This is a genomic window from Saliterribacillus persicus, assembly GCF_003337485.1.
Lineage (GTDB): Bacteria > Bacillota > Bacilli > Bacillales > Amphibacillaceae > Saliterribacillus > Saliterribacillus persicus.
The window spans coordinates 1-16726 of the sequence record NZ_QPJJ01000020.1; the positions used below are offsets into that span (position 1 = coordinate 1).

15 protein-coding genes are annotated in these 16726 nt (G+C 37.5%); all 15 read right to left on the reverse strand.

The window, feature by feature from the left end; genetic code table 11:
* Positions 1 to 316: 316 nt before the first annotated feature.
* Entirely contained in the window at positions 317 to 1798 is a 1482-nt protein-coding gene (gene lysS / locus DFR57_RS16585; protein ID WP_114354338.1) for a lysine--tRNA ligase, read from the reverse strand.
* 298 nt (positions 1799 to 2096) lie between these two features.
* A complete protein-coding gene (locus DFR57_RS16590; RefSeq protein WP_114354339.1) occupies positions 2097 to 2309 on the reverse strand; it encodes a helix-turn-helix domain-containing protein in 213 nt (70 codons plus the stop codon).
* Entirely contained in the window at positions 2279 to 2788 is a 510-nt protein-coding gene (folK, locus tag DFR57_RS16595) for a 2-amino-4-hydroxy-6-hydroxymethyldihydropteridine diphosphokinase (RefSeq protein ID WP_114354340.1), read from the reverse strand. The genes DFR57_RS16590 and folK overlap by 31 nt, the downstream gene beginning before the upstream one ends.
* A complete protein-coding gene (gene folB, locus DFR57_RS16600) occupies positions 2788 to 3150 on the reverse strand; it encodes a dihydroneopterin aldolase (RefSeq protein WP_114354341.1) in 363 nt (120 codons plus the stop codon). Before folB ends, folK begins: the two co-directional genes overlap by 1 nt.
* Complete coding sequence (gene folP / locus DFR57_RS16605; protein WP_114354342.1) at positions 3143 to 3979, reverse strand: dihydropteroate synthase; 837 nt, start codon at positions 3977 to 3979, stop codon at positions 3143 to 3145. Before folP ends, folB begins: the two co-directional genes overlap by 8 nt.
* Positions 3980 to 4272: 293 nt before the next feature.
* A complete protein-coding gene (gene cysK, locus DFR57_RS16610) occupies positions 4273 to 5196 on the reverse strand; it encodes a cysteine synthase A (protein ID WP_114354343.1) in 924 nt (307 codons plus the stop codon).
* 91 nt (positions 5197 to 5287) lie between these two features.
* The gene (locus DFR57_RS16615; RefSeq protein WP_114354344.1) at positions 5288 to 6199 is read right to left on the reverse strand and encodes a peptidyl-prolyl cis-trans isomerase; all 912 of its coding nucleotides are present in this window, start codon (positions 6197 to 6199) and stop codon (positions 5288 to 5290) included.
* Positions 6200 to 6217: 18 nt separating this feature from the next.
* Positions 6218 to 7087, reverse strand: a complete 870-nt coding sequence (hslO, locus tag DFR57_RS16620) for an Hsp33 family molecular chaperone HslO (protein WP_114354345.1) — start codon at positions 7085 to 7087, stop codon at positions 6218 to 6220.
* Entirely contained in the window at positions 7080 to 7880 is an 801-nt protein-coding gene (locus DFR57_RS16625) for a type III pantothenate kinase (protein WP_114354346.1), read from the reverse strand. Before DFR57_RS16625 ends, hslO begins: the two co-directional genes overlap by 8 nt.
* A 278-nt stretch (positions 7881 to 8158) precedes the next feature.
* Positions 8159 to 10147: an ATP-dependent zinc metalloprotease FtsH gene (ftsH, locus tag DFR57_RS16630; RefSeq protein ID WP_114354347.1), complete on the reverse strand. Its 1989-nt coding sequence runs from the start codon at positions 10145 to 10147 to the stop codon at positions 8159 to 8161.
* 140 nt (positions 10148 to 10287) lie between these two features.
* The gene (gene hpt, locus DFR57_RS16635) at positions 10288 to 10827 is read right to left on the reverse strand and encodes a hypoxanthine phosphoribosyltransferase (RefSeq protein ID WP_114354348.1); all 540 of its coding nucleotides are present in this window, start codon (positions 10825 to 10827) and stop codon (positions 10288 to 10290) included.
* An 11-nt stretch (positions 10828 to 10838) separates the two neighbouring features.
* Complete coding sequence (gene tilS / locus DFR57_RS16640) at positions 10839 to 12260, reverse strand: tRNA lysidine(34) synthetase TilS (protein WP_170133022.1); 1422 nt, start codon at positions 12258 to 12260, stop codon at positions 10839 to 10841.
* A gap of 39 nt (positions 12261 to 12299) precedes the next feature.
* Positions 12300 to 13256 (reverse strand): protein kinase domain-containing protein, encoded by a 957-nt coding sequence (locus DFR57_RS16645; RefSeq protein WP_114354350.1) that lies wholly within the window; start codon positions 13254 to 13256, stop codon positions 12300 to 12302.
* Positions 13222 to 13959, reverse strand: a complete 738-nt coding sequence (locus tag DFR57_RS16650) for a vWA domain-containing protein (protein WP_114354351.1) — start codon at positions 13957 to 13959, stop codon at positions 13222 to 13224. Before DFR57_RS16650 ends, DFR57_RS16645 begins: the two co-directional genes overlap by 35 nt.
* A gap of 75 nt (positions 13960 to 14034) precedes the next feature.
* Positions 14035 to 16491, reverse strand: coding sequence for a stage II sporulation protein E (gene spoIIE, locus DFR57_RS16655; RefSeq protein ID WP_114354352.1), 2457 nt, complete (start codon positions 16489 to 16491; stop codon positions 14035 to 14037).
* Between the last annotated feature and the right edge of the window lie 235 nt (positions 16492 to 16726).

Below are 16726 nucleotides of genomic sequence, written 5' to 3' on the forward strand. Positions count from 1 at the left end.
CTCTCCATAATATGTGAGCTCGATTGCTCTAAACTTAACTAGCTTAATTTCTTACTTGACATACTGGTTGTTCTGTTCAGTTTTCAAAGATCAATAGTGCTATCTCAAAACGACAGCTTATATATAATATCATTTATCAACCATTCGCGTCAACACTTTTTTAAAATTAATTTAAAATAACATTGCGCTGTTTTTGGCGACTTAATAAATATAACATATAGTTATCGCAATAGCAATGATAAAACAAAGAATAGTTAACAGGAAAGAAAAGGGTCCTTTTCCATAAGCGGAAGGACCCTTTAAATCAAAAGCTAATTTACTTATTTCGCATTTGTGGGAATAGCAACACATCACGAATTGATGGAGAATTAGTTAAAAGCATGACCAAACGATCTATACCTATGCCTAAACCTCCCGTAGGTGGCATTCCATATTCTAAAGCTTCCAAGAAATCTTCATCCATTTCATGAGCTTCATCATTTCCTTGTTCTTTTTCTTTAACCTGCGCCTCGAAGCGTTCGCGTTGATCAATTGGATCGTTCAGTTCAGAGAAGGCATTCGCGTGTTCTCTTCCTACAATGAACAATTCAAAACGATCCGTAAATCTTTCATCTTCCGCATTTTTCTTAGCTAGTGGAGATATCTCCACAGGATGTCCATATACAAATGTAGGTTGCATTAATTTTTCTTCTACTCTTTGTTCAAAGAATTCATTCACAATATGACCATATGTCATGGAATCTTCTATTTGAATACCATTTTCTTTGGCAAGTGTTACTGCTTCTTCTTTGGTCATTTCTTTCCAAAAATCAACTCCAGTATGTTCTTTAATAGCATCGACCATATGAAGTCTTGTCCAACGAGGTTTTAGATCGATCTCGTTTTCACCATATTGCACCGTCGTAGATCCAGTTACTTCTTCTGCAATATGTGCTACTAAATTTTCTACAAGTTCCATAATATCGTGATAATCGGCATAAGCTTCATATAATTCAATCATCGTAAATTCTGGATTATGTCTAGTTGAGACACCTTCGTTTCTAAATACACGACCAATTTCATATACTTTTTCTAGTCCACCAACTATCAGTCGCTTTAAATGAAGCTCAATTGCAATACGCATATATAATTGTACATCTAGTGCGTTGTGATGTGTGATGAACGGACGAGCAGATGCCCCGCCAGCTATTCCATGCATCATTGGTGTTTCCACTTCTAAGAAACCTTGACCATCTAGATAACGTCGCATGGATTGAATAATTTTACTTCGAGTTATAAATGTTTCTTTACTTGTCGGATTTGTGATTAAATCTAAGTAACGTTGGCGATAGCGTTGCTCTACATCTTTTAAGCCATGGAATTTTTCCGGTAATGGACGAAGGGATTTTGTTAATAGTTGGAAAGAACTTGCCTTTACAGATAGTTCCCCTACCTTTGTTTTAAACATTACTCCCGTGACACCAACAATATCGCCTAAATCTGCTGTATTAAAAATCTCGTACGCCTCATCACCAATTTTATCTTTTCTAACATATAATTGAATCTGGCCACTTAAGTCTTGAATATGGGAAAAACCGGCTTTTCCTTTTCCTCGTTTTGTCATAATTCTTCCCGCAATGGTAACTTCAATTTCTTTTTCTTCTAACTCTTCTTTTGAAAATTGATCATAAGCTGCTATTAGTTCATCTGATAAATGCGTGCGAACAAACTTATCACCAAAAGGATCAATCCCTTTTTCTTTGTAACTATCAAGCTTATCTAACCGAACTCGCATATGATCATTTATTTCTTCACTCACGTTCATCACTCCATCATTTTTTATATTTATCTATTTTCAATGTTTCATTTAATACCTAAATTTTCTTATACTATAGCCCGATAAGTTTTATACTTTCCTAGATTGTAATAAATACTGCCAGTTAAGCCTTGGCAGTATCCAATTCACGGTAAGTATATGAAAGCAAACGTCTCCTGTCAACGCTAATACGAATTTCTCCGTTACCGGGTAATACCATGCTGCGTGCTTATGCATTTTCATAATAGCTACACGCTCACCTCCTAATTTCAAAAGGCGACTAGCTTACAACAGACATACTTTAACTTTCTTGATGCGGGTCCAATTCATCTAAAGACACATCAAGCGTCTTTGCAATTTTTTGCAATAATTCTAATGTAGGAACGCGATTCCCGCGCTCTAGTTCGCCGAGTATTGAAACAGATAATCCAACTTCCTTCGCGAATCCCACTTGTGTATAACCTTTTAATTTTCGGTAGGCTTTTATACGTTTCCCCCATATATTGTTCCCCATTTTATGACCCCTTCTTTATCTTCCTCAGGCAATCTTTCTAATAATTGTGAAAGTGTTTGATCTTCAAGTGTTATATCATGATCTTCTATAATTTCAACTAGCGGTATTAATACAAATGCCCGGTCACTTATCCCAGGATGCGGGAGGGTTAAAGTGGCCGTGTCGATTTTTTCCTTTTCATAAAAAAGAATATCGAGATCAATAGTTCGCGGTCCCCATTTCACTTCCCTTTTTCTTCCTAAGCTTTTTTCTACCTGCTGACATAATTTTAAAAGTTGCTCTGGTGTTAAGGTTGTTGCAACCTCTATCACCATATTTAAAAATTTCCCTTGATCCACTTTACCAACAGGCTCAGTTTCAAAAACAGATGATAATTGTTTTATCGTTACATATTCTACTGCTTCTAATGCATGAATTGCTCTTACTAAATATTCCTGTCGTGATTCGATGTTAGACCCTAACGCAAGATATGCTCTCATTATTCTCGCTCCCTATAGATCTCAACTGCCACTGATTGATAATGACCTGGAATTGGGGGATCTGGTTTATAAACTTTCACAAGACAAGCATCTAATTTATCTAATGTATTAAGAAGATTTGACGCAACCTCTTCAGCAACAGATTCTACTAAATTCCTTGATTGTCCTTCCACTACTTCTTTCACCTTTTGATAAACTACTCCATAATCAACAGAATCCTCCATAGCATCGGACTTTCCTGCCTTTTTCAAATCTAAAAACAAAGTGAGGTCTACTAAGAAACGTTGACCTAGCTTTTTCTCTTCTTTAAATAGCCCATGATACCCGTAAAAAGCCATTTGATTCAGATGTATTTTATCCATTTTCATGGCCTCCTTTACCGAGTATAATATCCATCATTCTTACTAAGCGGACATTCATTTCCACATTATGTACGCGAACAATATTTACTCCTTTACTGACACCGTAGCAACTAGTTGCACCAGTTGCTTCGTCTCTTTGGGTGACAGGCAGGTCTACAGCATGTCCAATAAAAGATTTCCTACTGGTTCCAAGTAAAACAGGATAACCTAACGTAGAGAAATGCTCTAAGTTTCGTATGACTTCTAAATTCCCTTCATAGGATTTTGCAAATCCTACACCAGGATCTAAGATAATCTGCTCGTCTGAAACACCTTTTTCTTTTGCAATTCTGATACTTTCCTTCAAATCTTCCAGCATATCTGGAATAAGATCGATATAATCTTGATTACTTCGATTGTGCATTAAAATGATTGGTGCATTAAAATGAGCAGCTACTTCAGCGATCCGCGGATCATATTTCGCTCCCCATACATCATTTATAATCGAAGCACCCGCCTCCAATGCCGCTTGGGCTACATTTGATTTATACGTATCAATAGAGATTGGAATGGTTAATTTATTAGAAAGAGCACTTATTATTGGAGTAATACGAGCAATTTCTTCTTTTTCAGATATTTTAATATGACCAGGCCTCGTCGATTCTCCGCCTACATCAATAATATGAGCACCTTCTGCTTCCATTTTTAAACCTTGGGAAATTGCATTTTCTAATTCGAGGTAGGACCCTCCATCAGAAAAGGAGTCAGGAGTAACATTTAGAATACCCATTACTAGCGTCTCTTTATTGTAATAAAAGTTTTTCTTATTTGTCTTTAAAGCTTTATGCATTTTATCCGTCCTCTATCAGAAAGACTCGGCTTATCGCTAAGTCTTTATGGCGAAAGCCTTCAATTTACTTATACTTGGCATATTAAATTTTCACTACGCAGATTAGAGCTTCGCGTGAAAATTTCTTTCTTAACGTATAAAAAAATCGACCTTAGGTCAATTATGTCTTCATAACTTTGGATTATAACATAAATTCCACTTGTAGGAAAAGATTTCAGAAAATTTCACAGAAAAAACGACCATCTACTAGAGATGGCCGCAGACCTCTTTATGAAGAGGTATAAATGCATATATTAATCTTCGAAATTATATAATGGTGTAGATAAATAACGCTCGCCATTACTTGGTATGACCGCTAGAACTTTTTTACCTTTACCTAATTTTTTTGCAACCTGTTTTGCAGCATAAATCGCAGCACCTGAAGATACGCCTCCAAGCAAGCCATCTTTACGTGCAGCTTCTCTTGCAGTTTCATATGCTTGATCATTGCTAACAGTAATAACCTCATCATATACTTCTGTATTCAATACTTCTGGAACAAAGCCTGCTCCAATACCTTGAATTTTGTGTGGTCCTGGCTTTCCACCAGATAAAATAGCGGAATCTTCTGGTTCTACTGCAACGATATGGATGTTATCAAAATGTTTTTTCAATACTTTTCCAGCTCCAGTAATTGTTCCACCAGTTCCAATACCAGAAACAAATGCATCTAGTTGATCTCCCATTTGCTCTACAATTTCTTTACCAGTTGTACGCGCATGGACTGCTGGGTTAGCTACATTATTGAATTGCTGGGGCATGAAATAACCGTGCTTTTCTTGTAATTCACCCGCTTTTGCAATAGCACCTTTCATTCCTTCTGCACCTGGTGTTAATACTAATTCTGCACCATATGCTTTTAATAAGTTTCTTCTCTCAGTACTCATTGTATCCGGCATAACAAGCACTGCTTTATAGCCCTTTACAGCTGCTACTAACGCTAAACCGATTCCCGTATTTCCGCTTGTTGGTTCAATTATCGTGTCACCTTTTTTTAAGTGACCTTCTTCCTCGGCCGCTTCTATCATAGCTAAAGCGATACGATCCTTTACAGAGCTTCCAGGATTCATAAATTCTAATTTTAAGTAAATTTCTGCACCCTCTGGATCTGCTGTACGATTTAATTTCACGATCGGCGTATTTCCAATTAATTCTGTCATTGATTGAGCAACTTTCATTTGACGTTCCTCCTAATTCCGAGTAAATTTATTGGTTTTAACTACAATTTACGCTAAACACCATTTTCTGTCAAGTGATCAACTTCATACACTAATCTTCATAAATCCAATCAATTTCATATTGCTCCCAAAGTAGCGATGGGTCTACATTTTGTTCTAATTTATCTAGGGCAACATCACGTCTTACTTCTTCATATGCTTCTTCGAATGTAAAGGTGATTTCTGGTAAGTTTTGATGTAAATAAACAATTACTTGACTATTTCCAACCGAAAAAGGATCACTATACGTCTCTTCCTTCAATTCCTTTACTTGGACGAAGTATTCATCTGATAAGAAGCTTGATGTATCGGTGTAAAATCCTAGGTAGCCTCCTGAATCTCTTGTATCCTCATCCGTAGAATATTCTCGTGAAACTTCTTGAAAAGAAGCACCTTCCTCTAGCGCTTCTAAAGCAAGCTGCGCTTGGGATTCAGAATTAACTACAATATGAGATAACTGAAACATCTCTGTGAAGTTATACTGACGCTCATACTCTGCGAAATAATCTTCTAGCTCCGCATCACTTACCTCAATATCTTCAGTTAGAAGCTGTTCAAGATAGAAACGATACCTAATTTCTTCTTCCCATTTTTCTCGTTTCTCTTCTCGCTCTTCCTTAGTCAACACATCTTCTAGTGTCATCAATCGTGCAATTTCTCGATTAATCGTTTTATCTTCTACCTCGATATTATTTTCCTCTGCTAATTGAAAAACTACTTCATGATTAATCATCTCGCGTAGCGTTTGCTTTCCGTGTTCGTTTAACAATTCATTGACCCAAGTTTTATACTCTATTTCATCGCCATCAATTTCTGCAACAGGTTCTTTTTCATTTACCCCATTCTTAGTACCTGAAATATTTTGTACTTCGACTTGATCTTTTTCATTTACGCACATCATGATCGTAAAAATATTAACAATTAATAGCAGTAGTATTACTCCCCATAAATACTTGCGCGGCATCGAAAGTTTCCTCTCTCTTTAAGATTTTAATGCTTTTAGCTCGTCGATGTTAAAGGTATACATTTCATTACAGAAATGACAGGATGCTTCTGCGCCATGATCTTCTTTAATCATATTATCTATTTCTTCATTACCCATCCCCTGAATTGCCGTTCCTACTCGTTCCTTCGAACAATTGCAATGAAAGGAAACGGGAAGCTTTTCATGAATTTTTAGATTACCTTCTCCTAAGAGAACTTCTAAAATATCCTCCGGCGACTTCCCATCTCTGATCAAACTCGAAATGGCGGGCATGTCTTTTAGACGTTGTTCAATTCTATCAATGATATCGTCATCTGCATTTGGTAGCATTTGCAGAATAAATCCTCCTGCCGCTAAAATACTATGATCTGGATTCACTAATACTCCTGCACCTACAGCTGAAGGTACTTGTTCAGATGTTGCAAAATAATAGGTGAAATCTTCACTAACCTCACCCGAAACAATGGGCACTTGCCCTGTGAAATTATTTTTTAATCCGAGATCCTTCACGATACTTAGTGTACCTGATGTACCTACTGCACGCGCTACATCTAACTTCCCTTTATCATTTAATTCAAAATCCACATGAGGGTTTACCGTGTAGCCTCTAACCTGACCTTTAGCATTACTATCTGCAACAATAGCACCCATAGGGCCATCGCCTTCTAATTTCACTGTAAGCTTGTCCTCGCCTTTTAGCATAGCGCCCATCATGGTGGTGATTGTCATCGTTCTTCCAAGTGCTGCAGACGCTGTTGCCCAAGTATCTTGTCTACGTCTTGCTTCTTCAATTGTATCTGTTGTTTGTATGGCATAAGCACGAACATTATTGTTAAATCCTGTTGCCTTTATTAAATAGTCACTCATTTATATTCAAGCCTTTCCTAAATTGATTTTCGTTTAATAGATAAATTTCATATAAGCCCTTCAAGGTTAAGTAAGGATCGACGTGTTCAATCGTTGTAGAATCCTTTGCAATCATATTTGCAAGTCCTCCAGTAGCAATTACTTTTGGATTTCCTCCCTTTTCTTCCTTGATTCTTCTTACTAACTCATCCACTTGACCAACATAACCAAAATATACCCCTGATTGCATTGCGCTGACTGTTGAGTTTCCAAGCACACTACCAGGATTTTTAATCTCAATTTTAGGCAGCTTAGCTGCATTTGCATATAAAGCGTCTAATGAAATGTTAATCCCTGGCGCTATAATTCCACCAACATATTCTTCTTCATCATTGACATAACAGTATGTCGTAGCTGTACCAAAATCAATGATAATAGCAGGTGAGCCATATTCTTTCACCACACCAACGGCGTTGACAATACGATCTGCGCCTATTTCCTTTGGATTAGGGTACTTCATTTTGAGAGCTGGATTTATTTTTTCTTGACCTATAATCATCGGTTTTTGATAAAAATATTTTTCTGACATCCGTTCCAAAGCAAAAAGTATGGGAGGAACGACGGATGACACTATAATACCTGTGATATCTGAAAAGCTAATCCCAACGTGTTCCATAAGCGATTTTACGAACATTGCATATTCATCTTCTGTTTTATTTTTATCTGTTTGCATTCTCCATTGATACGTTAGTTTACCCTGATCAAACACACCTAAAACAGTATTAGTATTTCCTACATCTAATACAAAAATCATGATAATTCCTCACTTTTGAATTTTTAATATCTCGTACACCATTGTATATGTCTAGGATATCTTGTTGCAAGTTTGAACACACCAAATTGTTGTTGCTACAGGCTCAGAGTGATGGGGCTAAATTGTTACTACCTTCAACTGATTCATCGTTAAAAATAACGACCTAGATTTCTTCTTATTTTTAAGCAAAGCACACTAAACGATAGTACGGTAATTTTTATGCTTTCCTATAGTATGAGAAAAGCGACTCCCAAAAAGGAAGTCGCTTAGATTTAAACTTATTCTTTTTTATCTTTATCTTCTTCAGATGACTCAGAAGTTTCATCATCCGTTTTGGACTGAATGTTAACTTTAACTTCTTGCTCATCTTCATTACTTTCATTTGAATCATCTGTTTTACTTTCGGTTGCTTTTGCTTCACCATTTTGTTCTGAAACAACTGGATCTGGCAATTTACCTTTTTCAAACAACGATTTGATTTGAGCTGCATCGAGCGTTTCAACTTCAAGTAACGTTTTCGCTATTAACTCAAGCTTATCCTGATTATCTGTTAAAATCTGTTTCGCTCTCTCATAACATTGATTTACGAAATTTTGCATTTCTTGATCAATCTCATAAGCAATAGCTTCACTATAGTTTTGTTCATTCTGCATGTCGCGACCCAAGAATACTTGGCCACCTGAGCTACCAAATTGGATTGGACCAATCTTATCACTCATACCATACTCAGAAACCATCTTGCGCGCAATACCTGTAGCACGCTGGAAGTCATTATGTGCACCTGTACTTACTTCACCAAAAATAACTTCTTCAGCTACACGTCCACCCAATAGGCCTGTAATTTTATCTAGCAATTCTGGTTTTGTCATAAAGTAACGATCTTCTCTTGGAAGCATCACAGCATAACCACCAGCTTGCCCACGAGGGACGATGGTCACTTTATGTACCATATCGGCATCATCTAGAACCATTCCAATAATCGTGTGTCCACTCTCATGATAAGCAACAATGTTGCGTTCCTTCTTAGAAATAACCCTACTTTTCTTGGCTGGACCTGCAATAACACGGTCAATCGCCTCATCGACATCTTCCATGTCAATCTTCGTCTTATCAGTACGGGCAGCTACTAACGCCGCTTCATTTAATAAGTTTTCAAGGTCTGCACCAGAAAAACCAGGTGTACGCATTGCAATTGTTTTCAGCTCTACGTCTTCAGCCATTGGTTTATCACGAGCGTGTACTTTAAGAACATCCTCACGACCTCTTAAGTCTGGTCGATCTACTGTAATTTGACGGTCAAAACGTCCCGGACGTAGTAACGCTGGATCTAAAATATCTGGTCTGTTTGTTGCAGCTATAATGATAATTCCTTCATTTTCACCAAAACCGTCCATTTCAACAAGTAGTTGGTTTAAGGTTTGTTCACGTTCATCGTGACCGCCACCAACACCAGCACCACGTTGTCTACCTACTGCATCAATTTCATCAATGAAAATGATACACGGTGCATTTTTCTTAGCATTTTCAAACAAGTCACGCACACGAGAAGCACCGACCCCAACAAACATTTCCACAAAGTCAGAACCACTGATAGAGAAGAATGGTACGCCAGCTTCTCCGGCAACTGCTCTAGCAAGTAACGTTTTACCTGTACCTGGAGGTCCTACTAAAAGAACACCCTTTGGAATTTTAGCGCCAATTGCTGTGAATTTGCGAGGGTCTTTTAAGAAATCTACTACCTCTACAAGTTCTTGCTTTTCTTCATCAGCACCGGCAACGTCATTAAAACGAACCTTTTTCTTGTCCTCACTGTACATTTTCGCCTTACTTTTCCCAAAGTTCATCACACGACTTCCGCCGCCTTGCGCTTGGTTAAGTAAGAAGAAAAATAGGATAAATATGATCACAAATGGAATCATGGTCGTTAAGAAAGTGACCCATCCACTTGGTTGCTCTTCTTCTTGCACATCTAATATTCCTTGCTCACTGGCTAACTCTTCTACTTCTGTCACAAGAGTCGGATTATCAAGGATATTCGTGACGAATGTTGCATCCTCACCAGAGGTTAATTCACCAGTAATACGGATAACCCCATTAGACGGGCGCATTACCATTTCTGCGATTTCGCCATTTTCTAAAGCTTGCGTAAATTCACTTACCTTGAATTCTTCGGCCTGGTTATTTTGACCATTAAATACTGATACAATCCCAATTACCACTAAAAATATTAGAAAATATAGGATCACATTACGTATAATTCGATTCATTGCCTACCTCCTCCCAAAACGAGAAAACTATAGTAAATAGTACCATATAAAAATACTACATTACAACTAATTGCAACTATTTTTAAGATATGTATTTTTTACGTGAACCATTCCTATTTAAACTTATCTATTTGTAACGATTACCCACCATATACTTCTGGCTTTAGAATGCCAATATAAGGTAAGTTACGATATTTTTCCTGATAATCTAACCCATAACCAACTACAAATTCATTTGGCACTTCAAAACCAACTAGATCTGCTTTGATATCTGCGGTTCTTCCTGCCGGTTTATCTAACAGGGTAACAATTTTAATGGAACGCGCCTTCCGGTATTTAAAAAGATCCACAAGATAACGTAATGTTAATCCACTATCAATAATGTCTTCGATAATTAAAAGATCTCTTCCTTCTACTTGTGTGTTTAAGTCCTTTACAATTTTAACTTCTCCACTTGAGCGCATTTCATTTCCATAGCTGGAGACGTCCATAAAATCCATTTCAATATGTGTCTCAATATGACGACATACATCCGACATAAATGGTAGTGCTCCTTTTAATACTCCTATCGCCAAGGGAAATTTATTATCGTATTCTTCTGTTAATTGCTTCCCGATCTCTTGGCACTTTTGGTCAATTTGCTCTTTTGAAATTAATACTTCCTTAATTTCATTCTGCATGCTTGTCCCTCCTAGTTGTCTGCATGTCGATACACCAATTTTAAATAGCCTTTTGGACTATTTTTTTGTTCCTGAATTGCTTCTCCCTTTTTTAAACCTACCACCCATATTATTTGACCATCCATGGTCTCTACCACGGGCCACGCGTCACGCAAATCTTTTGGAATCTTCTCATTGATGAAAATATCTTTGATTTTCTTATGGCCGAGTAATCCTCGCACACGTATTCGATCGCCGTTTTGTCGACCACGAATCAATAAGGGAAAGAAAGAATCGGAATAGATCGGACAAGTATACTCGTAGGTAGATTCATTTTGCTGTTTTCTGTGTGGGGTAATGGAAGCAGTAATCGTTGCTCCATTTGGCAGGCACACTTCTCCGGGTACTTCTAAGCTGTGTCGTAGCGTACTTTGGTTGAATGCTTGATAAGAAGTGAAAGATAGAGATATTTGATCATACACCTTCTTAACAAACAAGCCTCTTGGCAATTCAATACTTGCATTAGCTCGCTCGGTATGTAAAAAGCTTAAAAAATTATCCTCATGTATTGCGGATAGACCAATCGGAAGTGCTTGGTACAGATAACTTAATATTAGATGAAACGCACGCCTTTGTAAAGTAATGGGATACGCTTTAAAGGCATCTATTTTAAAATGAACGAACTTTTTATTTTCTGAAAAAGTAACGATTTCTTTAAGCATTGCTTCTGTCTGCTCTCTAAGGTAGTCCTGCTCTTCTCTCATTCGTTTACTTAGTTGATTCATATGACTCGAAAATAAAGGATTTTGTTCTTCTAATAATGGAAGAATCTTTAATCGATAATAATTTCTCGTGTAATCTGTTGATTGATTTGATGGATCTTCTCTAAAAGGAATCTCATGTTCTTTACAAAAAGTAAGGATATCCGTCTTTCTCAAAGGTAAAAATGGGCGAATTAACCGTCCGTCTTCAAAATTTCTTTTAGGTTGAATACCAGTTAAAGCATTCGGGGTAGCGTTTCTTACAAAACGCATCAGCATCGTTTCCGCTTGATCGTCAGCATGGTGCGCAAGTGCTACATAATCAGCCTGATGTTTTTTCATAAGATTTGCAAAAATATGATACCGTAATTCTCTAGCTGCAAGCTGTGTCCCCATTTTTTCTTGTTTCTTTTTTTCCAACACATTTACTTTTTCTGCTTCAAAGGTAATTTGTCTTTCTTCACAATAATTCTTAACAAACAACACATCAGCCTCGGATTCTTTCCCTCTCAAGCTGTGATCCACACTGACTACAATAAGATGAAGTTTAAAGTGTGCTTTTATGCTATTTAAAAAATAAATTAATGCCATCGAATCTGCACCACCAGAAACTCCGACTAAGACAGTTGCCCCTGGGTGTAGTAATTGATTTTTTTTAATGAATGTAAGTACCGTGTCTTTTACACTTAGCAATATGCACCCCTCCATCTCTACTATTTTAACATATCCATATTAAAATGTGAGATTGAGATAGCTCGTTATTAGGAGCCAACCAACTATACTACTTACTTCAAGCCAGGGGTAGTGCGGCTGTATATCTTTAGAATAAGTGCTGTTTTTCCTTTTTGCGTTTGTTCTGCTAGATTGCGATCTCCTTGTCTGCTGAGTCGGAAGATTTAGAATCATATCTTTTACTTCGCCCATTTGTTTAAAATCTCCTTGAACCATGTGTTTTAACAATTGCTTTCTATACTCTGGGACCGGTGCTTGATTAATTTTCTCTAGCAACTTCTTTTTCGGGTGATCACTCCGCTCAAATCCTTTCGGATAGTATAAGCGTATGATTACCATCGCAAAGGCAAAGATATCATAGCTAGGCTCTGCTCTTCTTGAGCCTAAATGCCAATAAGCTCGGTCATAAAACTCACTGTATTCTTTCATAGATCTCCCTATTTCCGTCATCCCGCCTACATCAATCCATCTAAGCCTATGAGGCTTTTTTGTTACGAGTATATTCTCTATTTTAATATCACCCAGAACCCAGCCCGCTTGGTGCAGATGTGATAATTGGTTAGAAAATTGATGGATAAAAGGGTCCAGCCAATCGAACCCTCTAATTCTTATAAAATTGTCCAAGCTGATACCATCAATATATTCCATCGCATAGAAGCTGTAGCATACTCCACGAGAATCTTCTAGATCATCCACATCGATAAAAGCAGGGCCAAGGCTATGACCTTGACCCCGCTTGAGTGCTTTTAAACGATTCACCTCAGACATAATAGAAGCCGTTTGATCACTCCCTTTTAGAGCGACTAATCGTCCTTTTGAAGAGCAAAGATAAACAGCACCAATGGCACCTTCTCCTAGCTTTTTTTGTACTTGGTACACATTTTTGTGCCATTTACCGACGACTACTTGACCGATATCGAGTTTAAAAGCCGATTTCTTCCACATCTTCGTAGTCATTCCACCTCATGCTCCTTCTCTTCTTCGGTTCACTAAAGGCTTTTAACGCTTCCTTCAAGGCTGGACCAGTCGGTGTTATTCCACCACCAGCAAGCTTAGGGAATATCTGAGAAACAGATTTTAGCTCCCCGGTCCAATCAATTAATTTTTGAATCACCTTTCTTTTTCCCGGGAAATGATAGATAGCAAAGCGATTTCGACCAATTCTGGCATTCATGCTTACTGATAAATCTATTAATGCTTCTTGAACGGTTGGCAATTTGTGCGTCATGCTTGCACTAGAGTCTACAAGAACCAATACCTCTACATCACAGGTCTCCTCCATATCATTCACAACTTCCATGATTTCACCACGTTCTTCTGGAGGTAGATCTTCTAATGTTTTTTCTTCCCCTAAAATTTGTTTTAATTCCTGGTTCACGACCCCTTGTAGTGTTTTGGTCATTGATTTCTTCGTAACAGATTGAACGGTTTGTGAAAGATGATGCGAATAAACAATTTGAGATTCACCTTGACCACTAGCTGCAATTTCTTCTATTTCTGATAAACCTTTTGCATCCACAGCACCTTCTTCTAAAATTCCAATAACATTAACAGCAATAGATTGTTCTGCAATAAATGCTGCAACAGCTGCTGGATCTTCTCCTTTATTGGAGCATCCATCCGTGATTAGTAAGATTTGTTTGAGTGTACCCTTTTGCATCAAATTCTCCTTTCCTGCTTTTGGCAAGTCTACTAGTTTCATTGTTGGCAAAATTTTCTCAAATTATACTTACCCTCACACGGAAACTTCATCTAGTATGTAGCTGGTTCTAATCGGTGCCCATTCTGCTTGAAATCGTTCGATTCTACTTACAAGTACTGTCATATCATCTTCAATTTCTCCGCCTTGTGTCCGTATAACCTCTTCTAATAATAAATCAGCTATCATTTGGGGATCATTGGTTTCGATCTCACCCAGTTTTCTTTTTATCCACCTGTCGACATTTTCAATATTCTTTGGACCTTCAAAAATACCATCGCTCATCATCACTAAGATATCTCCATCTTTTAACTGAGAATCGACCACTTCGACTTCAAATTCTTCTACTATACCAATTGGAAGATTACTTGATTCAATTTTTATCACTTCTTTGGGGCGTTTAATAAAGCTAGGACTTGAACCAATTTTTAAAAACTTTACAGTCGCATGATGTAAATCAACCATCGCGAGATCTAACGTTGCGTAAACCTCCTCTTCTGAACGCAGGGCTAAAATCGAATTAATGGATTGGATCGCAACCTGTTCATTAAGCCCTGTCTGCAATATTTGCTGAAGCAGTCTAAGCGCCTCTGTGCTTTCTTCATGGGCTCTTTCTCCGTTCCCCATGCCATCGCTTATTGCGAGTGCATATTTCCCAGCACTTAATTCTAGTGTTTTAAAACTATCCCCTGAAATGAAGCTACCACCTTTAGCTGCATGAGCTGCACCTGTAGTAAGTACGTATTGCTTTGCTGATTGAAAGGAAAAAAACTGCTCCGCGCTAGAAAGAGGTGAAATATCGGCTTTATCCATAATGATCGTTTCTTTTAAAATATCTGATAGAATCGGGGCGATAATTTTAGCCCCTTCTCCCCGGTAATCCTTGAACCTGATATACATTTCAATATCCACATTTCCTTTTTCTAATCGGTAGATATCTAATTTTTCTATATCAATCCCCACATGCTTTAATGCGGCAACAATTTCAAGCTCTTGCCTTTCGTGATTCTTCCTCTCCTTCATAATTTCCTCAGCAAACGTACCCATTACCTCAGATACTCCTGCCAATTGATTGGCAACAAATCTTCTGCTTTCTTCTACCTGTTTCTTCAGCTTTTGATTTGCTTTTAAATCGGATAATTCCTGCTGCATGACTTCTGTTACCTTTTCCGATTTGACACAATGCTTTTGAAATTGGACCTCTACTCCCTTGCTGATCTTTTGGTCCTCTTCTAAATCGTTTTTAACATCGATAAATAAGTCGTAAGTTTCGTCAAAATGTCTTGCCCAGCAATAATTTTTCTTAAAGCAAGATTGACAGGTTTTTTCTGTCACCTTGCTTAAATAATCATCCGTTTCTACTACTTTATCTTCTAGGGGAGAATCCGGTCGCTTTTGAAAGCTTCTAGATAATGCATGAAAAACATCTGAAAATTGCGTTACCTTATGCGCTGTTACTTGCCGTACCTTTTTTAAGTATTTTTCTTGCTCTAGCTGGTGGGCAGTGGTTCCTGGAATATACCTTGCTATAGCGGAAATAGCTGAGTATGGGGTTAAGAAAAACAAGCCAACCGCCAAGCAGGACTCTATGAGCGAACTCCAAACAAAGCTTTGTGCTTCTGTATACATACTCATTAATAGGGTTCCAATTAACAAGCCAATACCAACCGCTACCTTTTTTCCCTCTTTTAATAACCCGCCAAGTAACCCACTAAAAGCAAGAAGGCTTATTTGAAAAAGGTTCGCTACATTTGCAAGACTTAGTATCAATCCTGCAACTACTCCTACAGTGGAACCAATAGTAGCTCCGCCCACTAGAGCAAGAATTAAAACAAGATACCGCGATAAAATTTGTTCCATTTGTGCGCCATATATCGATAAACCTAAAAATCCAGTTAAAACTGATGCGATTAAAATGATCATACATATAATTTCCTCATGTCGTAGTGCAGGTTTATATCTTTTTGGTGATAATAAAGGAATGCTTTGCATAAAAATAAGTAACAACACAATCGCTAGTACCGCTTCTACAATTGCGAGTGTCCAATCTATGTATGCGAGAGGGGCTTCTAAGGAATAAAGGAAAATGCGCGCAAGAAAGCTCGAAAGCCCAACAGCAAGTAATAAACTTCTTTCTTTATGTTCACGAATCTTTAAAAGAGAAGATGCAATTAAGAAACATACAAATGAAAAAAACACATACGTAAATTGATGAAAAGAAACCGTTAAAGATCCAAGCAAAATGAAGCACACCATCTTTAGCGATTGTTCCCTGCGCATAAACCATACTGCTCCCATAAATGCGATTGAAAAAGGGGATAATAAGGAAAGCATAACAGCACGACCTAGTAAAAAACCTAAAATAGCAATCAGCCATCCCTTTTCAAACATTAATACATACGTCTTTCTTTTTGCTTTTTGATACCATGTTTGTCCTATTTCTTTTCGAGATAATCCAAGTACTTTTGGTTTGTTTTCTGTTACTGTATTCATTTTTACCACTCCTTCTGTATTCATCATTAAAGCACATGTTATTTTCAATATTTGTCAAAACAAGAAGGTTAAGTAAAAAAAGTGTTCGACTTATTTCTATAGGATAAAGGGAGTTTCTACATAAGTAGTCTCTTCTTTTTTTTTACTCACAAAAAGGGAATAAGCTCATTTTAAAAAGAATACCGCTAAAAATGAGAGCTTTCTATCGATTAGCGCAAGAATAGCTCTCTTTATT